Source organism: Pseudomonas sp. JV245A (genome assembly GCF_032424515.1).
Classification (GTDB): Bacteria; Pseudomonadota; Gammaproteobacteria; order Pseudomonadales; family Pseudomonadaceae; genus Aquipseudomonas; species Aquipseudomonas protegens.
Genome location: NZ_VYKE01000003.1, coordinates 35,799 through 55,428 on the forward strand (window position 1 = coordinate 35,799; position 19,630 = coordinate 55,428).

The following is a 19,630-nucleotide window of genomic DNA, read 5'->3' on the forward strand; positions in this document are numbered from 1 at the left end:
CGCTCGACATATAAGAGAGGGGCGATCTGGCGCCGGCCAGCCCACTTGACCGAAGCAACAGCTCTAGCCCGCTGGGTTGCGCTGAAAGCCCCGTTCTAGAGCCTTTAGACTAAAACTTACAATGGTGTTCAATGGCCATCAGCGGCTATGCTAGAGTGGATTCAAATCAATAACAGGTCATGCCGGTTCTACGTCTGCTCAAGGGAAATGGGGGACTTCCTGACACCACCGGACAAGCCACGCTGGGGCTTTATGCACTATTTGCTGATGTTGCTGTTGAGCTTGCCGATGCTGGCTGGCGCCGTCGAGTTCGACGAGTTCACTCAACGCCTGCCCTTGGGCCGAGTGATGCAAGTACTCGAAGACGCGGGGGGTGAGGCGACCATTGCCGATGTCAGCTCGGGGCCTCTGGCTGAACAATTCAGACCCCACGATAAAGACACCCTCAACGCCGGTTATTCGCGCTCGGCGTTCTGGCTGAAGATCGACCTCGACTATCGCCCCGCCAACCCGAGCGCACAACGCAGCTGGTTGCTGGAGTTGGCCTATCCGCCTCTGGACCACCTTGAACTGTACGTCCCTGACGAGTCTGGTGGTTATCGCCTGGCGGGTCGTACCGGGGATGCCTTGCCCTTCGACAGTCGAGAGATTCGCCAGAACAATTACCTGTTCAACCTGAATTTTTCTCCCCACGAGCACAAGACCGTCTACCTGCGGCTGGCCAGCGAAGGCTCGATCCAGGCGCCGGTGAGCCTGTGGTCCAGCAGTGCTTACCTGGAAGCCCAGCCGGTGCGGTTGTATGTGCTCGGGCTGATTTACGGCGTGCTGCTGGGGATGCTGGTGTACAACCTGTTCATCTACCTCAGCGTGCGGGACACCAGCTACCTCTACTACATCTTCTATATCGCTTCCTTCGGTCTCTATCAGCTGTCGGTCAACGGCGCCGCAGTGGAGTACTTCTGGCCCGACAGCCCCTGGTGGGCCAATGCCGCGACACCGTTCTTCATCGGTTCGGCAGGTTTGTTCGGCAGCCAGTTCGCCCGCAGCTTCCTGCAGACTTCCCGCCACAGCCCCTGGGTCGACCGTGTGCTACTGGCCTTGATGGCCTTTGGCGCGCTGGTCATGGCGCTTTCACTGATGACCAGTTATGCCCTGGCATTGCGCCTGGCCACCACCCTGGCCCTGGTGTTCACCGTGGTGATCTACGTGGCCGGGATTGTCGCCTGGTGTCGAGGCCTGCGCGTGGCACGCTATTTCATCATCGCCTGGTCGGCCTTTTTGTTTGGAGGGGTGATCAACACCTTGATGGTGCTGGGTTATCTGCCGAATGTGTTCCTGACCATGTACGCCAGCCAGATCGGCTCGGCGATCGAAGTGGCGTTGCTGTCCCTGGCCCTGGCCGATCGCATCAATGCCATGCGTGAGCAACAGGCCCAGACACTGCTCGAAGCCGGGCAGAAGCTTGAAGTGCTGAACCAGCAACTGGCCCACAGCAACCGGCTCAAGGACGAATTCCTGGCCACCCTGACCCATGAGCTGCGGACCCCGATGAACGGCGTCATCGGCTCCCTGGAACTGATGCAGACCCTGGAACTGGATCCGGAGCTGGAGCAATACCAGCAGACAGCGGCCGGCTCGGCGCGGGACATGATGCGCATGGTCAACGGCATTCTGACCCTGACCGAGCTGCAGGCCGGCAAGCTCAGTGCCCAGCGTCAGCCGTTCAGCCTGCGCTCCCTGCTGACGACACTGCAGACCCAATACGGCGCCAGTGCCGCCGCCAAGTCGCTGGCTTTCCAGATCGACTTGAGCGCCGGGCTGCCCGATCGCTTGCAGGGCGACCGCTGCAAACTCAGCCACTGCCTGGAGTGCCTGCTGGACAATGCCATCAAGTTCACCCCTTCGGGCAGCGTGGTGCTGCGGGTGCTCACGCGTTCCGTGTCGGCGCAGCGGGTCAGCCTGAGTTTCGAGGTGATCGACAGCGGTATTGGCTTCGTCAACCTGGATGAAGCGACCCTGTATCAGCGTTTCTTCCAGCTCGATGGTTCCATGACCCGCGAATATGGCGGGCTGGGTATCGGCCTGGCGATCTGTCGGCAGTTGGTGGAGTTGCTGGGCGGGCAATTGACCCACGAATCCACGCCCGGCCGAGGCAGTTGTTTCCGCCTGCTGGTGGAGTTCGACGCCCAGGAACCCGCCCCGCGCTCGCCGGTGGCAGTGGCGCGACGCTTGCCCCGGGACTGCACCGTGCTGCTGGTGGACGACAACGACGTCAATCAGTTGGTGGTCAGGGGCATGCTGCTCAAGCTGGGCTACCAGGTACGCACCGCCGGTAGCCCTACTGATGCCCTGCAATTGCTCGGGCGTGAGCTGGTCAGTGCGGTGTTGATCGATGGCGAGATGTCCACGGCGCAACTGGGGGCGTTTCGCTTGCAGGCCCAGGCGCTGCCCGGCTATTCCCAATTGCCCATCCTGCTGGCCTGCGTGCCCGGCAAAGAGGGCTGCCCGGCGGGGGCTGGCTCCGACTATCTGGCTAAACCGGTGAAGTTCGAGGCCTTGCAAACGGCATTGTCGAGATATGTGCTCTCTGTGGAACAGGGCGAAAGCGCCGACATTTAGGCAGGTATGCCACTTTGTTCGGGGTGGGGGCGGTGCTTAACTGGGGTCTTGGCACACCCTGAAGGAGCCCCGCGATGAACCTCCACCAGTTCGCTGAAACCCACGAAGTCACCAACCAGCCGCCAGCTTTGGACGGCGCCAATCTCTATCGGATCGACCTGCCGCTGCAGCAATGGATGCGCCGTTTCGATGCCGGTTGGGCCGAGTCGCGGGTCGACGCCTATGGCGCCCTGGCCGGTGGTCCGTTGATGGAGGCGGGGTTCCTGGCCAATCAGAACAAACCGGTATTTTCCAGCCACGACCGCTTTGGCCACCGGATCGATCTGGTGGAGTTTCATCCCGCCTATCACCAATTGATGCAGGCGGCGATCGAAGCCGGCCTGACCTCACTGCCCTGGACCGATCCGCAAGCGGGGGCCCACGTTGCCCGCGCCTCCATGACCTATCTGCACAGCCAGGCCGAGGCCGGCAGCGGATGCCCGCTGACCATGACCTTCGCCTGTGTACCGGCCTTGAAGCTGCAACCGGATATCGCCGACCAGTGGCTGCCCAAGATCCTTGCCACCCGGTACGACCCGCGCAATGTCGGCATGCAACACAAGGCCGGGCTGACCATCGGCATGGCCATGACCGAGAAACAGGGCGGCACCGATGTGCGTGCCAACACCACCCGGGCCTACCCGGTGGGGGCTGGCGGCCCCGGGCAGGCGTACGAGCTGGTGGGCCACAAATGGTTCTGTTCGGCGCCGATGTGCGATGCCTTCCTGACCCTGGCCCAGACCGACAAGGGCCTGACCTGCTTCCTCCTGCCCCGGCACCGTCCCGATGACACGCGCAACCAGTTCTATATCCAGCGCCTGAAGAACAAGCTCGGCAACCTTTCCAACGCTTCCAGCGAAGTGGAGTTCCGCGGTGCCCTGGCCTGGATGATTGGCGAGGAAGGCCGCGGCGTGCCGACCATTATCGAGATGGTGGCCATGACCCGTTTCGATTGCATGGTCGGCTCCAGCTCCCTGATGCGCCAGGCCCTGACCCAGGCCAGCCATCACTGTGCCCATCGCACCGTGGGCGGGCGGGTGCTCAGCGAGCAGCCCCTGATGCAGAACGTGCTGGCCGACCTGGCCCTGGAAAGCGAAGCGGCCCTGGCCCTGAGCATGCGCATGGGGCGGGCCCTGGATCATCTGGACGATGCCCAGGAGGCGAAGTTTTCCCGGCTGGTGACGGCGGTGGGCAAGTACTGGATCTGCAAGCGGGCCCCGGCGATGATCAACGAGGCGGCGGAGTGCATGGGCGGTGCCGGTTATGTCGAGGACAGCATCCTGCCACGGCTGTACCGCGAGGCGCCGGTGAACTCCACCTGGGAAGGCTCCGGCAACGTGCAATGCCTGGATGTGCTGCGAGCCTTGTCGAAGGAGCCGGGCGTGCTGGACGCCTTGTTCGCCGAATTGGGCAATGGCCATGGCGACAAGCGCCTGGCCGCCCATATCAACGGGCTGAAGGAGAGCTTCAAGGACACCGGCGACATTCAATACCGTGCTCGTCAACTCACCGAGGACATTGCCCTGGGCCTGCAGGCCAAGCTCTTGCTGGAAGCCGGCAACCAGGTGGTCAGCGACGCCTTTATCGCCAGCCGCCTGGGCGGCCAGGGCGGGCGGGTCTACGGCACCTTGCCGCGTGGCCTGGACGTGGCAGCCATTGTCGCCCGCTCCTCCCCTCAGGGCTTCTGACCCTCCCTGGCGCCGGCTTCCCGGCGCCTGCGGTGATTACGCTGTTCCCGTGGGACGGTCTTGCAGGCAAGATGAACGCCTGCAAGTTCAGAACACAGGATGCTTATCGTGACCGAAGCTTTTATTGTCGTTCAAACCGCCGAGCAAGCCGTGGACCGGCTTGCCGCCCTGCATGAGCGGGCCACCACGGCGCTGAGCCAGGCGCTCAAGCGTTATCTCAAGGACCGGGTCGAGCCGGATGCCGAGCAACGAGCACTGTTTCGCTACCCTGAGTTGCGCCTGACCTACCACTGCCACGGCGAAGTCCCACAGACCACAAGGGCCTATGCCAAGGTCCAGTTGCCGGGCACCTACAGTGTCACCGTGACCCATCCTGCAGCCTTCCGTAATTACCTGCTCGAACAATTGGTGCCGTTGATGCACGACTTCACCGTGACGGTGGAAGTGGGCGTCAGTGAGCAGAACATTCCTTATCCCTATGTCGTGGAGCAGGGCGACGAGCTGGCAGGTTCCGGCGTGACCGCTGCGGCGCTGGCGCGGGTGTTCCCGAGTACCGACCTGTCGGCCGCCACCGACGGCATCGCCGATGGCCTCTACGATTGGGAAAATACCCATCCGCTGCCCCTGGCGCTGTTCGATGCCGCGCGAGTGGATTTCTCCCTGCGGCGCCTGGTGCACTACACCGGTAGCGACTGGCGTCATGTGCAGCCGTGGATCCTGCTGACCAACTATCACCGCTATGTGGACCAGTTCATCGTTCATGGCCTGGAGCAGTTGCGCAGCGATCCGCGCTTTGTGCGCATGGTCCTGCCGGGCAACGTGATCATCGAGAAAAGCATGGATCACGGCGAGGCCTCGGCCATCGCCGCCGGTGTGGTCTGGCACCGCTACCAGATGCCGGCCTACCACTTGCAGGCCAGCGATGGCCACGGTGTGACTCTGGTGAATATCGGTGTCGGCCCGTCCAACGCCAAGAACATCACCGACCACCTGGCGGTGCTGCGTCCGCATTGCTGGCTGATGATCGGCCACTGCGGCGGCCTGCGGCAGTCCCAGACCATTGGCGACTACGTGCTGGCCCACGCTTATATGCGTCGCGACGGCATTCTCGACCGCGTGGTGCCGCCGAACATTCCGATTCCGGCCCTGGCCGAAGTCCAGTTGGCGTTGCAGCAGGCGGCGGCCAATGTCACCGGGGAAAAGGGCGAACAACTGAAGAAACGCCTGCGCACCGGCACCGTGCTGACTTACGACGACCGCAACTGGGAGTTGCGTTGGGCCGAAGAACGTCCGCTGATCAACCTGTCCCGGGCCGTGGCGGTGGACATGGAAAGCGGCACCATCGCCGCCCAGGGGTATCGCCTGCGGGTGCCGTACGGCACCTTGCTGTGTGTCTCGGACAAGCCATTGCACAGTGAAATCAAGTTGCCGGGCGCGGCCAACGCCTTTTATGAGCGTGCGGTCAGCCAGCATCTGAAGATCGGTATCGAAGCGGTGGACCTGATGCGCAGCGAGCTCAACTCCCTGCACTCGCGCAAACTGCGCAGCTTCGACGAGCCGCCTTTCCGCTAAGCGTTTAAGCCATGGTCATTTGGCGGTCAGGCCACTAGCATTGTCGGTCCTGATCGCTGAATGTTCCTGCTCCCATGTCCCGTCCGCCCCGTCCCGCTTCCCGCCGCCCTGGCGCCAAACCGTTTTCCTCCTCTCCCGCCAAGCGTGTGGCCAAGGCCGCGCCGGTCGAGCCGAAGCTGATCCTGTTCAACAAGCCTTTCGATGTGCTGACCCAGTTCAGCGATGGCGAGGGGCGGGCCACGCTCAAGGACTTCATTGCGGTTCCCGGGGTCTACCCGGCCGGGCGCCTGGATCGCGACAGTGAAGGGTTGCTGCTGTTGACCAATGACGGGCAGTTGCAGGCGCGCATCGCCGATCCCAAGCACAAGCTGGCCAAGACCTATTGGGTGCAGGTCGAGGGCGAGCCCAGTGCCGAGCAGTTGCAGCGCTTGCGCGAAGGTGTGCAGTTGAATGACGGCATGACCCTGCCGGCCGAGGCGCGTCAGCTCGAAGAGCCGACGCTATGGCCGCGCAACCCGCCGGTGCGCTTTCGCAAGAGCGTGCCCACCAGTTGGCTGGAGCTGGTGATACGCGAGGGGCGCAACCGCCAGGTAAGGCGCATGACCGCTGCGGTGGGGCTACCGACCTTGCGCCTGGTGCGGGTCAGGATCGGCGACTGGACCCTGGACGGCCTGGAGCAGGGCCAGTGGAAAGAGGTGGCGGCGCGCTTATAAGGCGCCGGACTCGATCAGGCCGATCACCACGCTCTTGATGATGAATGCTGCAACGCCCAGGCCCAGCACGAAGAACAGGATGAACGAGCCGAAGCGCCCGGCCTTGGACTTCTTGGCCAGGTCCCAGACGATGAAACCCATGAAAATGATCAGGATGCTGACCAGGCCGGTCATCATCCACTCTTCGAATACTGCTGGGTCCATCACTCATCTCCAGTGCAGGCAGGGCAAAAAATGCCGGGCGAGTATACGCCAACGCCCGCGGCCCAAGCATTGATCTGCATGCGTTATGTCGCCACAGCGGGGGCCGGGATTCAGTTGCGCAGGTGGGTCAGCGGCAGTTCGGTGCTGTTGAGCACCTGATTGAGCACGAAGCTCGAACGCACGCTGGTCACGCCCTCGATACGAGTCAGATGGCCGAGCAGCAGCTTCTGGTAATGGTCCATGTCCGGTACCACCACCTTGAGCTGGTAGTCGGCATCGACCCCGGTCACCAGGCTGCACTCCAGCACCTGGGGCAGGCTGCGGATCGCGGCTTCGAAATTCTCGAAGCGTTCCGGCGTGTGCCGGTCCATGCCGATCAGGACATAGGCGGTCAGGCTCAGACCGAGCATCTTGCGGTCCAGCAGGGCGACCTGGCGGGAAATGTAGCCATCGTCCTCCAGCTGCTTGACCCGGCGCGAGCAAGGGGAGGGCGACAGGCCGATGCGCTCGGCCAGTTCCTGGTTGGAGATACGGGCGTCGCGTTGCAACTCCGCCAAAATGCTCAGGTCGTAGCGGTCGAGTTTGCTCATCAATCAGGCCTTTGTCGTAACTATTGCGTTGAATTATCTATCTTGAGTTAAAAATTGCGCAAGTGGTGTTTTTACAAGCAATCTTCGCAATCCTCTGTCTTCGCTGCGCGCCTATTCTTATCACCAGAATCACTGCCCGGACATAGAGTCCACTGCGGCCCGCCGAATCAGGCCTGCCGCGGCCGCCAATCCCACAGGGTTGAGCCGGCCCCCGGGCTACACACTGTCCAGAAGACGGAGTGAGGTGAGCCGGCGTCAAAAGCGCCGAGCACGGACAAAATCTCAAAGGGCGGCCGACGGGCCGCCCTTTTTTATTGCCTGCGAAATAAGTCTCGTGACTGATAACCTGATGCAGAACCGCCCAGGGCTTTTTCAGTCTTATGTACAGGCCCCCCCTATCCGCAGTGAGGAATAGCATGAAGTCGCGCATCTGGCGTATGGCAGGTGTTGGTGTGTTGTGCCTGAGCGTCAACGCTCAGTTGCTCGCCGATGAGCGAGACGAGAATCGGCCGCCTGCGCAGCATGGCGCTCCCGGGGGCGAGCAGCGAGAGCATCAAGGCCAGGGCCGCCCGGAAAATGCCCCGCCGCGGCCCGCCAATGTTCCCAACCGTCCACCACCCAGTGCGCAGCCACAGCGGCCGCAGAATGAAATCATTCGCGGCGATAACAGCCGTCAGTTCGAGCACAACGGCCAGAACCCGGGAGGGCAGTGGCAGAACCGGCCTCAGCACGATCCCAATCAGCAGGTTCGCCCGGCCCCTGTGCCACAACCCCAGGTGCAGCAGCCGAACAACCTGCCGATCCAGGGCCGCCCCGACACCGTGCGCCAGACCCAGGAGCCACAGCGTGGCTACTATCAGGACATTCCCCGGCGCAACGACTACAACCAGCATTGGCAGGCTGGCGGCCCGGGCTCTCGGCCAGGTGGCGGCCATCCCAACGACTACCGCTGGCCGGGCCGCCCCGATGGCCATGGCAATGGCTGGGGCCCCGGGCCGCAGTACCGCCCCGGGTATGTGATCGACCGCTTCCCCGGGCGCAATGACCGGGTCGCCTATCGCGGCCAGGATTACTTTTTTTCCGGTGGTTACTGGTACCGCCCGCAAGGCCCGCGCTATGTGGTGGTGCGCCCGCCCTATGGCATTCGCGTGACGTACCTGCCCGACTATGCGCGGGAAGTCTGGATCGGCAGCGCGCTGTTCTTTCTGGCGGCAGGGGCTTACTACACCTACGAAGCCAACACCCAGCAGTACGTGGTGGTCGAGCCACCTGCCGGCGTGCCGGTTGCGGACCCGCAGCAGAGCGGCAATGGCTATGACGTGCTGGCCTACCCGGTCAACGGCCAGTCGCCGCAGCAGATCGACCAGGACCGTTACGACTGCTATCGCTGGGCGGTGCAGCAGAGCGGCTTCGATCCTGCGAGCGTGACCTATCAGCCGGCCCCGCAAGTGGTCCAGGCCTACCGCCAGGCCCAGGGCAACTGCTTGAGCTCACGGGGTTATCAGGTGACCTACTGAGCCCTGGCTGCCTTCACCACTTCCTGCGGGTCGGCGTGCACCAGCACTTCGGCCCGTGGATAGGCCTTCTGGATGGCATCGGCGGCCTGGTCGCTGATGCCATGGGCCACCGAAAGGGTCAGTTCCCCGGGTAATTCCAGGTGCAGTTGGACGAACCAGTGGCTGCCGGAAATCCGTGTGCGCAGGTCATGGGCCCCCAGTACTCCCGGCACACTGCACGCCAGCTCCAGCATGTGCTGGCTGACGTCCGGCGGCAGCTCCTGGTCCATCAGCACCGAGAAGCTCTCCCGGGCGATCTGGATCGCGCTCCAGAGAATGTAGACGGCAATTCCCAGGCCGAACCAGGCGTCCACCTGATGCAGGCCGAACGCCGCCAGCACCAGGGCCAGCAGGATGCTGCCGTTGAGCATCAGGTCGGAGCGGTAGTGCAGGGAGTCGGCGCGCACTGCATTGGAGCCGGTCGCCCGGATCACCCGGTGCTGCAGGAGCAGCAGGGCAATGGTCAGCGCCAGCGACAGGACGATCACCCCGATGCTCAGCCAGGGCGCGCCTACCGGTTCCGGATGTTGCAGGCGTTGCGCCGCCTGGAAGGCAATCAGAACTGCGCTGCCGGCGATGAACAATGCCTGGGCCATGCCCGCCAGGGACTCGGCCTTGCCGTGGCCATAGCGGTGGTCGTCGTCTGCCGGGCGCAGGGCGTAATGCACTGCCAGCAGGTTGAGCAGCGAGGTGAAACCGTCCAGCACCGAGTCGGTGAGCCCGGCGAGCATGCTCACCGAGCCGCTGAGCCACCAGGCGACAGCCTTGGTCACGATCAGTATGCCCGCCACGGTGACCGAGGCGCGGGTGGCCAGGCGCAGGAGGCGGGCGTGTTCCGAGTTGGCGGTCATCGACGGCGGGTTCCTGGGTAAAAGTGATCAGGCAGCAGGTTGCAGGCCGTACAGCGCCAGTTGCTGCACGCTGCCCTTGTGCTGGATCAGGCGTGGGTCATCCAGGGGGAAACTGCCCCCAAGTTCGCTTTCCAGGATGGCCTGCAGCTTGCGGTTGTCGACTTTACCGTCGGCGCCGATGGCCTGTTGCAGTTTTTCCGGCGCGATCTGCGCGGTCTTGCCCGGCTCCAGGTAGATGGCCCCGGTGGCGAAGTCGACGCCGAAGGCGATCAGCCCTGGGATCACGTAGAACAGCAGGCCAACGGCATCCAGCACAGCCACCAGGGGATCGATCTTGCCGTCGATCTGGCCGCGCCGGTCGGGGAAGAAGATCGAGCCGCAGGCGGTGAGTTGGGTCAGCAGGGTGGCCACCAGAACGCCGCCGATGACACGGTGGGAAATACGCATGGAAATCTCCTAGCAAGCACGAAAGCAACGAGGGATGAAGCGGGGTGTTGAGTCTTGTCGATCAGCACTCAGACCATGATTAACCCCAGGCAGTTCGCCGTTATACTCGCGCCTCTGTTTTGGAGCCAGCATGAATTCTTTGCCAATTGATGAAGTTTTGCCTGCACTGCGTACCGCCCTGGCGACACGCCATGAAGCGGTGCTCGAAGCCCCGCCCGGTGCCGGCAAGACGACCCGCGTGCCCCTGGCGCTCCTGGACCAGGACTGGCTGGCCGGACAGACCATCCTCATGCTCGAACCCCGGCGCCTGGCCGCCCGGGCCGCCGCCGAGCGCCTGGCCAGCGAGCTGGGAGAGAAAGTCGGCGAGACCGTGGGTTATCGCATCCGCCTGGACAGCAAGGTCGGCCCGCGTACCCGCATCGAGGTGGTCACCGAAGGCATCCTCACCCGGCGCCTGCAGGATGACCCGGCCCTGGAAGGCGTCGGCCTGCTGATCTTCGATGAATTCCACGAACGCAGCCTGGACGCCGATCTGGCCCTGGCCCTGAGCCTCAGTGGCCGCGAGCTGTTTCGTGACGAGCAGCCACTGAAGATCCTGCTGATGTCGGCGACGCTGGAAGGCGAGCGCCTGTCGACCCTGCTCGGCGATGCGCCGATCCTGCGCAGTGAAGGGCGCATGTACCCGGTGACCCAGCGCTGGGGCCGACCCTTCCAGCCCGGTGAATTCATCGAGCCAAGGGTGGTGCAGACCGTGCTCGAGGCCCTCAACGATGAAAGCGGCAGCCTGCTGGTGTTCCTCCCCGGCCAGGCGGAGATCCGCCGGGTGCACCAGCAGTTGGCCGAAGCCCTGGGTGAGCGCAGTGAGATCCTGCTCTGCCCGTTGCATGGCGAGCTGGACCTGGCAGCCCAGCGCGCAGCCATCGACCCGGCGCCGTCGGGCAAGCGCAAAGTGGTGCTGGCCACCAACATTGCCGAAACCAGCCTGACCATCAATGGCGTGCGGGTGGTGGTGGATGCCGGGCTGGCGCGGGTACCGCGTTTCGATCCCGGCAGCGGCATGACCCGCCTCGATACCCAGCGTATCTCCCGGGCCAGCGCCACCCAGCGCGCCGGGCGTGCCGGGCGTCTGGAGCCCGGCGTGTGCTACCGCTTGTGGTCGGCCGATCAACAGGAGCAACTGGCCGCCTATGCCAGTGCGGAAATCCTCCAGGCGGACCTGGCCGGATTGGCCCTGCAACTGGCGCGCTGGGGCGTGACGCCAAATCAACTGGTATGGCTGGACGCTCCCCCCAGTGCCGCTTATGCCCAGGCCCAGGACTTGCTGGTGCGCCTGGGGGCGTTGAATGACGATGGCAGCCTGACCCGCCACGGCCAGGCCATGGCCGAGTTGCCGGCTCACCCGCGCATCGCCCATCTGCTGCTGCGCGGCCAGTCCCTGGGGTTGGCGCCGATGGCTTGCGATGTCGCGGCGCTGCTGGGGGAACGGGATATCCTGCGCGGCGCCGGCGCCGACCTGCACAGCCGCCTGGTGCTGCTTGGCGGGGAAGAGCGTGCCGCTCGCGGAGCCCAGGGCGGGGTGCAGCGTGCCCGACAACTGGCGCGCCAGTACCGGGGCTATCTGCGCGGGCAGCCCGAGGCTGCGGTGGCCGACCCCGAGCACCCGCGCTGGCTCGGCGCCCTGTTGGCCCTGGCCTATCCCGATCGGGTGGCCCAGCAGCGGCGCCCCGGCGGTGCCGAATACCGCCTGGCCAACGGTCGCGCGGCGCTGTTCAGCGAAACTGACAGCCTGATGAAGCAACCCTGGCTGGTGATCGCCGACCTGGGCAGCCGCCAGGGGCAGCGCGAGGAGCGCATCTACCTGGCGGCGGATTTCGATCCGGTGTTGTTCGATTCGGTACTGGCGGAGCAGGTGCGGCAAGTCGATCAGCTGGATTGGGACGAACGCGAAGGCGTGTTGCGGGCCGAACGCCAGCGCAAGGTCGGTGAACTGGTGCTCAGTCGCGAACCGCTAAGCGGGCTGGATGAGTCCGCCCGCACTCAGGCCCTGGTCAATCTGGTCCGGCGCAAAGGCCTGGAGCTGCTGCCCTGGACCCCGGAGCTGCGCCAGTGGCAGGCCCGGGTAGCGTTGCTGCGCCAGCTGGACCTGGAGGCCACGGGCGCCAGCCAATGGCCGGATGTCAGTGACGGGGCCTTGCTCAAGGGGCTGGAGCAGTGGTTGCAGCCCTACCTGGGCAAGGTCTCGCGGCTCAGCCACTTCGCCAACCTGGAACTGGCCGGAATTATCCACAACCTGCTGCCCTGGCCACTGCCTCAGCGCCTGGATGAGCTGGCCCCCCATCACCTGACGGTGCCTTCCGGGTCGTCGATTCGCCTGGACTACAGCGAGCATCCACCCATCCTGGCGGTACGCCTGCAGGAGCTGTTCGGCCTGGCGCAAACACCGCGCATTGCCGGCGGCCGCCAGGTGGTCAAGTTGCACCTGCTGTCTCCGGCACGACGTCCGGTACAGGTCACCCAGGATCTGGCGAACTTCTGGCGCAGCACCTACGCCGAGGTGAAAAAGGACCTCAAGGGCCGTTACCCCAAGCACTACTGGCCGGATGACCCGCTGATCGCCGAAGCCACGGCGCGGGTCAAACCGCGCAAATAACCCGAACTCCCGTGCTGCCCTGTAGCCGCTCTGGGGTTTATTGCGCCGGCAAGAGGAACCGGGCCAGCACCGGCAGGTGGTCGGAGATGCGCAAGGTGTCGTCCTGGCGCACCCGGGATTCGACTCGCTTGAGCCGCGGGCTGTAGAACAGGTAGTCCACCGTGCGATCCGGGCCGTCGAGGCTCGGGTCGTTGGGGTAGTGGGTCAGCCAATGTGCGCGGTCGACGCCGCTGGCCTGGGTGTTGCTGGGGATCATCGGGTATTTGTCCCACAGCAGGTGCAGCGGGCTGTCGGCACTGTAGGGCGCCCGTTGCACGTCGCTCAGTCGCTGGTACTGGCCCAGGGGCAACAGGTTGAAATCCCCGCCAATCAGCCAGGGCGTGCCGCGGCCTTCGAGTTTATCCAGGACTTTGCCAATGGCTGCGACCTGCCTTGATTGCGTCTGGCCAGGTGTGCGAGCACGTTCCAGATGGGTATTGAGCACCGCCACCTGGCCGCCGTCGTTCAGGGGCAGGTAGCTCAGCAGCAGGGCCTCCCTGGGCTGGAACTGCCGGCCGATGAAGCCGTGTTCGGCTGTGGGCAGTTGCAGGCGTTCGGCGTGATCGATGCGATAGCGGCTGAGGGTGGCCAGTTGTCGGCCGACACTGCCGAAAATATGCGGCGATGGTACGAAATCGGCTTTCCAGTCGTAAGCCTGGGTGCTGCAGGGGTAGAGATCGGTAAGGCGTTCCTGCAGGAGTTTGAGCTGGTCCTGGTAGGCGCTGGCCTTGGCACCGTTGTCCACTTCCTGCAGCAGCACCAGGTCCGGTTGTTCGTCGCGGATCACGCGAGCCACTTCGTCGAGGCTGAAGGCCATGTCCTCCAGGGTCGGCTGCTCGTCCTCGCCCTGTGCCTGGTCGTTCCAGAACACATAGCGCTTGCCCGCCAGGTACTGCAGGTTCCAGGTCATCACTTTCAGGGCCTGGCCCGGCACCAGCGGCGCGGCCTGGGCGCTGCAACTGACAGCGAGGCTTTCCTTGGCTTCCGGGCGCCAGGTCAGGCTGTAGACCAGCCCGGCCAGCACCAGACCGATCAACAACAGGCTCAACAGGGTGATGCGAAGTAGACGGATCATCGGCTCGGCTTATGGCGTTGCAGGATGGCCCCGGAGCATAACCGAGAGCACGGCCGTCACCCAAGGGGCAGAGCGGCCGAGGGAGGATTCAGCGCTTGTCCGGCTGCTCGCTGATCAGCATGAACAGGCGGAACAGCACCACGCTGGTGAACAGCTGCAGAAAGCTGTAGGCGCTGTCGATGGCCAGGGACAGCAGCGGGTTCAGCGGTTCGGAATAGGCCGCTTCACTGGCACCCTTGAGCAGCCACAGCGGGGTCATTACCGCCAGGATGCACACCAGGATCCGCAGGAAGTGCCCACGGCTGAGGCGGAAACTTTCACTGATGGCCGCCAGCGGCGCCATGCCCTTGAGCACCAGCAGGTACTCGGCGAAAGCCAGTACCACCATCAGCCACAGCCCCGGCAGGAAATACAGCGACAACCCCAGCAGGATCAGCAGGGTGCTGACCGCCGTCAGCAGGGCAAAACGCGGCCACAGGGTCAGGGCCATGGCCAGCAGGTCCCGGGTCCGCGGCGACTCGCCCCGGGTGCGGGCGTCGAGAAACAGGATCAGCGCACCGGTGTACAACGGATACACCAGAAGGCCCACCACCACGCTGTAGCCCGGGAAGGTATCGGGGCCCAGGGCGCTGTTGACCCCTTGTTGCAGCAAGGCTTCGAGAATCACCAGCGGCAGGCACAGCTGGGCGATCTGCCCGAGGTTGCGCTGGAAGAAATACAGAGAGTCACGCAGTACATCTAACGGATTCATTCGATGAGATCGCAGTTGAAGAAGCGGTTGCACACTTTAACCGATGCAGGCCCCGCCCGAGCAAACGTAAACCTTGGGTAAAGACCATTGAAAGTCGTCGCACCAGCCCCATAACTGGTGCGTACCACCGCTCTGTCCGAGCGGCGGACCAGATTTCTACCGGCAATCTAAAGAGGTCGCCATGAACAACCAAGAGCAAACCCTGATCGATGGACTGTTTTCACGGTTGCAGCAAGCCGAAACGGATTCAGCCCCGCGCGACGCCCAGGCAGAGGCGCGGATCAAGGAGCATCTGACCCGCCAGCCTGCGGCCGGGTATTTCATGACCCAGGCGATCCTGGTGCAGGAGGCCGCACTCAAGAGCCTCAACGAGCAGAACCAGCAGCTGACCCAGCAAGTCCAGCAATTGCAGGTTGACCTGCAACAGGCCCGGGCCCAGGCCAGTGCTCCGGCACCGGCGGCCGGTGGCGGTTTCCTGTCGAGCATCTTCGGCGGTTCCCGCGAGCCACAGCCGGCACCGAGCCAGAGCGCGCCGCCGCCGTCGTCCGGTGGTGGCTGGCGTGAACCGGCGCGTTCTTCCTTTGGCGCCCCCGCGCAACAGAACTTCGGTGCGCCGCAGCAGAATTACGCCGCACCGCCACAGAACTATGCACCGCAGCAGGCACCGGCGGCGGGTAGCAGTTTCCTGGGCGGCGCCTTGAAAACTGCCGCCGGCGTTGCGGGCGGGGTCATGCTGGCCCAGGGCATCAGCAGCCTGTTCCACAACAACCAGCAGCCCCAGGAAATCGTCGAAGTCATCAAGGAAGAACCGGCGCCGGCCAGCGACAACAGTGGCTGGGGCAATGACGACCAGCGCCTGGCCAACAACGATTCCTGGGGCAACAACGACCAGGGTGGCTTCAGCAACGCCGACTACGACAACGACGACAGCTCGTTCTTCTCCGACGACGACTCCTTCGTCTGACCTGCGTCGGTCCGGGGCAAACACCTGCCCCGGACCGATTATTCGCGGAACAATCCCTGCGACTGGCATACTGGGCGACTTTTCGGGGCCCGAGGCCCGATCCAGCCCTTGCGCTGCTGCGCCATGAGGATTAGCGGTGAAGAAAATCGCTGTGTTCGCCGATGTCCAGAACCTCTACTACACCGTTCGTCAGGCCTATGGTTGCCACTTCAACTATGCGGCGCTGTGGGCGGATATCAGCAAGCAAGGGCAGATAGTCGAAGCCTATGCCTATGCCATCGACCGTGGTGACAGCAAGCAACAGCAGTTCCAGCAGATCCTGCGCAACCTGGGCTTCACGGTAAAACTCAAGCCCTATATCCAGCGCAGCGACGGCTCGGCCAAGGGCGACTGGGACGTGGGCATCACCATCGACATCATGGACGCTGCGGCCCATGTCGACGAAGTGGTGCTGGCTTCCGGCGACGGTGATTTCGACCTGCTGCTGGAGCGCATCATCCACAAGCACGGGGTCAGCGCGGTGGCCTATGGCGTGCCGGGGCTGACCGCCAATTCGCTGATTCGCGCGGCTACGCGCTATGTGCCGATCGAAGGCGCCTTGCTGCTTAAAAGCTGATCAATTTTCATACGGAGCAGGACAGGTTTGGAACGCATTGCCGTCATCGACTTTGAAACCACCGGGATCTCCCCGAGCAGCAGTTGCCGGGCCACGGAAATCGCCGTGGTGATCCTTGAGCAGGGGCGCATCGTCGAGCGTTACCAGAGCCTGATGAACGCCGGCGTGCGGGTGCCGGCGTTTATTGAGCAACTGACCGGCATCAGCAATGCCATGTTGCGCAGCGCCCCCCCGGCAGAGCAGGTGATGAACGAGGTCAACGAGTTCGTCGGCATCACGCCGTTGCTGGCGCACAACGCGGCCTTCGACCAGAAGTTCTGGGATTTCGAGCTGGGCCGGATCAAGCGCACCCGCCTGCAGAACTTCGCCTGTTCGCTGCTGCTGGCGCGGCGCCTGATGCCGGCGGCTCCTAATCACAAGCTGGGCACCCTGACCTCATTCGCCGGCCTGCCGCACACCGGCCAGGCTCACCGCGCCATGGCCGACGCCGAAATGGCAGCCAACCTGGTGGCCCACCTGGCCGGCGAACTGAGGCACAAGCATGGCCTGCGCGAGCTGTCCCATGACTTCCTGTGCAAACTGCAGAAGGTTCCCGCGGCCAAAGTCCCCGAACACCTCAAGCGCCACCGCGGGTTCTGAGCCCCGAGGTTCATTTGCTTTCCAGTTGCCCCAGGGGCACGCGCCGTTCAATGGCGCTGGAGAGCACGATGGAGGTCTTGCTGAAACCGAACTGGGCCACGCGGTTGATCAACTCCTCCAGCTCCGGCATCGATCCCACTGCGGCCTGCATGATCACGCAAGGGTCGCCGGTGACCCGGTGGCACTCGGTGAGCTGGGGAATCTTGATCAGTTCGTCATAGGCCTTCTGGTTGCCGTGCTGGGCCAGGCGCAGTTCGATCACGCACTGGATCGGCAAGCCGACCTTGGCCATGTCGACTTTGGCCTGGTAGCCGGTGATCACTCCGCTGGCCTCCAGCTTGGCCACGCGTTCGGCCACCGCCGGTGCCGAGAGATTCACCTTGCGTGCCAGCTCGGCGTAACTCGCCCGGCCATTTTCCAGCAGGCTGGCCAGGAGCATGCGGTCGTACTTGTCCATGGAAGGCTCTCGATCTATCCAGCTTTCGAAAGCACGGTATATAGCCCTTATCTCCATCTTTTGGAAAGTGTACGGGCGTTATAAACAGGTTTTGTAACTTAAGTTCCCTGGGCCGAGTTTCTAGAATAGACCTCCCCCTGCCTGCCTCAGAGCCGCCTCCCATGCCTGGCCAAAGCCGTTTTCCGCTGCCGTTGATCGCCGCCTTTTTTGCCCTCTATGTAATCTGGGGCTCGACGTACCTGGTGATTCGCATCGGTGTCGAATACTGGCCGCCACTGATGCTCGGCGGCATTCGCTTCATCATCGCCGGTAGCCTGATGTACGCCTTTCTGCGCTGGCGCGGAGTACCGGCGCCGACCTGGGCGCAATGGAAGGCCGCAGGGATCATCGGTGTGCTGCTGTTGAGCTGTGGCAATGGCGCGGTAACGCTGGCCGAACACTCCGGGGTGACCTCCGGCGTCGCGGCGCTGGCGGTGGCCACGGTGCCTTTGTTCACCTTGCTCTGCGGGTATTTCTGGGGCGCACGCAACACGCGCCTGGAGTGGGCCGGGATCGTCCTCGGGATGATTGGCATCGGCATGCTCAACCTGGGGTCCAACCTGCAGTCGAGCCCGATGGGCGCTGCCTTGCTGCTGTTCGCTGCGGCGGCCTGGGCTTTCGGCTCGGTGTGGAGCAAGCATTTGCCGCTGCCCCAGGGCGCCATGGCCAGTGCCGCGGAAATGCTCGTCGGTGGCGTGGTACTGATGATCGGCAGTGCCCTGAGCGGTGAGCATCTGGACACCCTGCCTCCGATGGAAGGCTGGCTGGCCCTGGCCTACCTGGCCGGTTTCGGTTCGATCATCGCCTTCAACGCCTACATGTACCTGCTCAAGCACGTGCGCCCAGCCGCGGCCACCAGCTACGCCTATGTCAACCCGGCGGTGGCGGTGCTGCTGGGCATCGTCTTCGTCGGCGAAACCATTGGCATCGAGGAGGCCATGGCCATGCTGGTGATCATCAGTGCCGTAGTGCTGATCGGCCTGCCCCAATGGCGCAAGCCCAAGGCCGCGGCCCAGGAAGAGGCGGCCTGATCACTGTCCCGGTGGCAGGCCGGCCAGGCTCCGTTGGAGAAAGTCGCCGATGACCTGGCTCGCTTGCTGGTGAATCGCTTCGCGGCTGCGCTGGCCGCCGTCCCGGCAGATGATTTCATCCTCGGGGTTCTCTTCCCGGAGCAGGGCCGTGGCGCCTGGCTTGCAGATTTGCATGAAGCTGAAATGGCTGGCATCGGCGATCACCAGCAGGCTGGAGGTGGCCGACGGCAGGTGGGTTTCCAGGTAGCCCGACTCCTGCTCCACCGGCATGCTGGCAATATCGACTCCTGCTCCCAGGATCAGGGTTGGCGTCTGCACCGCTGACAAGCTTTGCGGGGTGAACCCACGGACCAGCCCCGGGTCCAGGGAGACGACCGCCTTGACTCGCGGGTCCCGCAGGTCGGTGCCCAGAGAGCCCTGGTTTTGCGGTGCAATCCCCAGCTCCGGAGCCAGCCCGCACAGACGCGGGTTGGGATGCAGCCGACATTCCTCAAGGAAGCGTTGCGGGCTATAGCGGGCGCCGGCCAATGCGGTGACCGTCCAGCCGCCCAGCGAATGGCCGATGGCGGCGATGCGCTGCGGGTCGACCGCGCCTGCCAGGGACTGGTCAGCGCTCAGTGCGTCTATGACCCGGCTCAGATCCCGGGGACGCTGCCAAAGCTTCGCCGCTTCTTCCGGACGCTGGTCGAAACTCGTGGTGCCCGGGTGGTCAGGGGCGGCGACCACATAACCCTGGCCGACCAGCGAAGTGACCAGCCAGCTGAGGTTGCGCCAGTTGCCGCGATAGCCGTGTGACAGGACCACCAAGGGATGGGCCGCAGGGGCAGGAGAGGCATCCTTGATGGTGGGCAGGCCCTGGAAGGCCGGGTTCTCTGCCGATACCAGGAGCGGGCTGGCGGTTTCGGTGGGGTACCAGAGGGCGACATGCAGGGGGCGCTGTTTGCTTGCATCGGGCAGGGTTATTTCACGAAAACCGACGAGCTCGGCGGCGCAGGCCAGGGGAAGGAGCAGGGAGAGTGAAAGGCCCGCTAGCATCCGTGCGGACAGGGCAATCTTGGGCATTGAAGAACTCCATGGGCAAAACGTCAGT

General features: G+C 64.0%; 18 protein-coding genes. 10 read left to right on the forward strand and 8 right to left on the reverse strand.

All coding sequences use genetic code 11. The annotated features are described in order from the left end of the window. The first annotated feature begins 252 nt into the window (after positions 1-252). The 4 genes from F6S12_RS01730 to F6S12_RS01745 all read left to right on the forward strand — a co-directional run bounded on the left by F6S12_RS01730 (position 253) and on the right by F6S12_RS01745 (position 6,631). On the forward strand, positions 253-2,619 hold the full coding sequence (locus F6S12_RS01730) for a hybrid sensor histidine kinase/response regulator (RefSeq protein ID WP_315868684.1): 2,367 nt from the start codon (positions 253-255) through the stop codon (positions 2,617-2,619). A 74-nt stretch (positions 2,620-2,693) separates the two neighbouring features. After that, entirely contained in the window at positions 2,694-4,346 is a 1,653-nt protein-coding gene (locus F6S12_RS01735; protein ID WP_011063643.1) for an acyl-CoA dehydrogenase family protein, read from the forward strand. Positions 4,347-4,445: 99 nt separating this feature from the next. Beyond that, positions 4,446-5,918, forward strand: a complete 1,473-nt coding sequence (amn, locus tag F6S12_RS01740; RefSeq protein WP_015637154.1) for an AMP nucleosidase — start codon at positions 4,446-4,448, stop codon at positions 5,916-5,918. A 146-nt stretch (positions 5,919-6,064) separates the two neighbouring features. After that, on the forward strand, positions 6,065-6,631 hold the full coding sequence (locus tag F6S12_RS01745) for a pseudouridine synthase (RefSeq protein WP_161466734.1): 567 nt from the start codon (positions 6,065-6,067) through the stop codon (positions 6,629-6,631). On the opposite strand, the gene F6S12_RS01750 is transcribed toward F6S12_RS01745, so the two are convergent. After that, a complete protein-coding gene (locus F6S12_RS01750) occupies positions 6,626-6,835 on the reverse strand; it encodes a DUF2788 domain-containing protein (protein ID WP_003228500.1) in 210 nt (69 codons plus the stop codon). The genes F6S12_RS01745 and F6S12_RS01750 overlap by 6 nt on opposite strands. Positions 6,836-6,945: 110 nt before the next feature. Next, the gene (locus F6S12_RS01755; protein ID WP_011063640.1) at positions 6,946-7,425 is read right to left on the reverse strand and encodes an Lrp/AsnC family transcriptional regulator; all 480 of its coding nucleotides are present in this window, start codon (positions 7,423-7,425) and stop codon (positions 6,946-6,948) included. 416 nt (positions 7,426-7,841) lie between these two features. Between F6S12_RS01755 and F6S12_RS01760 the strand changes: the two genes are divergently transcribed. Continuing rightward, positions 7,842-8,942: a DUF6515 family protein gene (locus F6S12_RS01760; protein ID WP_011063639.1), complete on the forward strand. Its 1,101-nt coding sequence runs from the start codon at positions 7,842-7,844 to the stop codon at positions 8,940-8,942. Here the strand turns inward: F6S12_RS01760 and F6S12_RS01765 are convergent. Together F6S12_RS01765 and F6S12_RS01770 are read right to left on the reverse strand one after the other, a co-directional pair. Further along, the gene (locus F6S12_RS01765) at positions 8,936-9,832 is read right to left on the reverse strand and encodes a cation diffusion facilitator family transporter (RefSeq protein ID WP_019093824.1); all 897 of its coding nucleotides are present in this window, start codon (positions 9,830-9,832) and stop codon (positions 8,936-8,938) included. The genes F6S12_RS01760 and F6S12_RS01765 overlap by 7 nt on opposite strands. A 27-nt stretch (positions 9,833-9,859) precedes the next feature. Continuing rightward, positions 9,860-10,279: a hypothetical protein gene (locus tag F6S12_RS01770; RefSeq protein WP_011063637.1), complete on the reverse strand. Its 420-nt coding sequence runs from the start codon at positions 10,277-10,279 to the stop codon at positions 9,860-9,862. A gap of 130 nt (positions 10,280-10,409) precedes the next feature. Between F6S12_RS01770 and hrpB the strand changes: the two genes are divergently transcribed. Next, positions 10,410-12,929 (forward strand): ATP-dependent helicase HrpB, encoded by a 2,520-nt coding sequence (hrpB, locus tag F6S12_RS01775; protein WP_161466707.1) that lies wholly within the window; start codon positions 10,410-10,412, stop codon positions 12,927-12,929. Between the two features lie 37 nt (positions 12,930-12,966). Here hrpB and F6S12_RS01780 read toward each other — a convergent pair whose 3' ends face one another. Beyond that, on the reverse strand, positions 12,967-14,043 hold the full coding sequence (locus tag F6S12_RS01780; protein ID WP_015637151.1) for an endonuclease/exonuclease/phosphatase family protein: 1,077 nt from the start codon (positions 14,041-14,043) through the stop codon (positions 12,967-12,969). A gap of 88 nt (positions 14,044-14,131) precedes the next feature. Further along, entirely contained in the window at positions 14,132-14,794 is a 663-nt protein-coding gene (locus tag F6S12_RS01785) for a YciC family protein (protein ID WP_019093827.1), read from the reverse strand. 181 nt (positions 14,795-14,975) lie between these two features. Between F6S12_RS01785 and F6S12_RS01790 the strand changes: the two genes are divergently transcribed. From F6S12_RS01790 to F6S12_RS01800, 3 genes are all read left to right on the forward strand, one after another. After that, complete coding sequence (locus F6S12_RS01790) at positions 14,976-15,758, forward strand: DUF2076 domain-containing protein (RefSeq protein ID WP_161466708.1); 783 nt, start codon at positions 14,976-14,978, stop codon at positions 15,756-15,758. A gap of 136 nt (positions 15,759-15,894) precedes the next feature. Further along, positions 15,895-16,374, forward strand: coding sequence for an NYN domain-containing protein (locus F6S12_RS01795; RefSeq protein ID WP_011063632.1), 480 nt, complete (start codon positions 15,895-15,897; stop codon positions 16,372-16,374). 27 nt (positions 16,375-16,401) lie between these two features. Then, on the forward strand, positions 16,402-17,013 hold the full coding sequence (locus tag F6S12_RS01800) for a PolC-type DNA polymerase III (RefSeq protein ID WP_011063631.1): 612 nt from the start codon (positions 16,402-16,404) through the stop codon (positions 17,011-17,013). Between the two features lie 10 nt (positions 17,014-17,023). On the opposite strand, the gene F6S12_RS01805 is transcribed toward F6S12_RS01800, so the two are convergent. Further along, entirely contained in the window at positions 17,024-17,470 is a 447-nt protein-coding gene (locus F6S12_RS01805; protein ID WP_011063630.1) for an Lrp/AsnC family transcriptional regulator, read from the reverse strand. Between the two features lie 161 nt (positions 17,471-17,631). Between F6S12_RS01805 and yedA the strand changes: the two genes are divergently transcribed. Beyond that, positions 17,632-18,540: a drug/metabolite exporter YedA gene (gene yedA, locus F6S12_RS01810; RefSeq protein ID WP_011063629.1), complete on the forward strand. Its 909-nt coding sequence runs from the start codon at positions 17,632-17,634 to the stop codon at positions 18,538-18,540. On the opposite strand, the gene F6S12_RS01815 is transcribed toward yedA, so the two are convergent. Next, positions 18,541-19,602, reverse strand: coding sequence for an alpha/beta hydrolase family protein (locus F6S12_RS01815; RefSeq protein WP_169893424.1), 1,062 nt, complete (start codon positions 19,600-19,602; stop codon positions 18,541-18,543). Positions 19,603-19,630 lie beyond the last annotated feature (28 nt).

What these genes read in the sequence shown, in the direction of transcription:
- F6S12_RS01730 (WP_315868684.1), top strand. Translation starts at nt 253, where the DNA reads ATGCACTATTTGCTGATGTTGCTGTTGAGCTTGCCGATGCTGGCTGGC.
- F6S12_RS01735 (WP_011063643.1), top strand. Translation starts at nt 2,694, where the DNA reads ATGAACCTCCACCAGTTCGCTGAAACCCACGAAGTCACCAACCAGCCG.
- amn (WP_015637154.1), top strand. Translation starts at nt 4,446, where the DNA reads ATGCTTATCGTGACCGAAGCTTTTATTGTCGTTCAAACCGCCGAGCAA.
- F6S12_RS01750 (WP_003228500.1), bottom strand. Translation starts at nt 6,835, where the DNA reads ATGGACCCAGCAGTATTCGAAGAGTGGATGATGACCGGCCTGGTCAGC.
- F6S12_RS01755 (WP_011063640.1), bottom strand. Translation starts at nt 7,425, where the DNA reads ATGAGCAAACTCGACCGCTACGACCTGAGCATTTTGGCGGAGTTGCAA.
- F6S12_RS01760 (WP_011063639.1), top strand. Translation starts at nt 7,842, where the DNA reads ATGAAGTCGCGCATCTGGCGTATGGCAGGTGTTGGTGTGTTGTGCCTG.
- F6S12_RS01765 (WP_019093824.1), bottom strand. Translation starts at nt 9,832, where the DNA reads ATGACCGCCAACTCGGAACACGCCCGCCTCCTGCGCCTGGCCACCCGC.
- F6S12_RS01770 (WP_011063637.1), bottom strand. Translation starts at nt 10,279, where the DNA reads ATGCGTATTTCCCACCGTGTCATCGGCGGCGTTCTGGTGGCCACCCTG.
- hrpB (WP_161466707.1), top strand. Translation starts at nt 10,410, where the DNA reads ATGAATTCTTTGCCAATTGATGAAGTTTTGCCTGCACTGCGTACCGCC.
- F6S12_RS01780 (WP_015637151.1), bottom strand. Translation starts at nt 14,043, where the DNA reads ATGATCCGTCTACTTCGCATCACCCTGTTGAGCCTGTTGTTGATCGGT.
- F6S12_RS01785 (WP_019093827.1), bottom strand. Translation starts at nt 14,794, where the DNA reads ATGAATCCGTTAGATGTACTGCGTGACTCTCTGTATTTCTTCCAGCGC.
- F6S12_RS01790 (WP_161466708.1), top strand. Translation starts at nt 14,976, where the DNA reads ATGAACAACCAAGAGCAAACCCTGATCGATGGACTGTTTTCACGGTTG.
- F6S12_RS01805 (WP_011063630.1), bottom strand. Translation starts at nt 17,470, where the DNA reads ATGGACAAGTACGACCGCATGCTCCTGGCCAGCCTGCTGGAAAATGGC.
- yedA (WP_011063629.1), top strand. Translation starts at nt 17,632, where the DNA reads ATGCCTGGCCAAAGCCGTTTTCCGCTGCCGTTGATCGCCGCCTTTTTT.
- F6S12_RS01815 (WP_169893424.1), bottom strand. Translation starts at nt 19,602, where the DNA reads ATGCCCAAGATTGCCCTGTCCGCACGGATGCTAGCGGGCCTTTCACTC.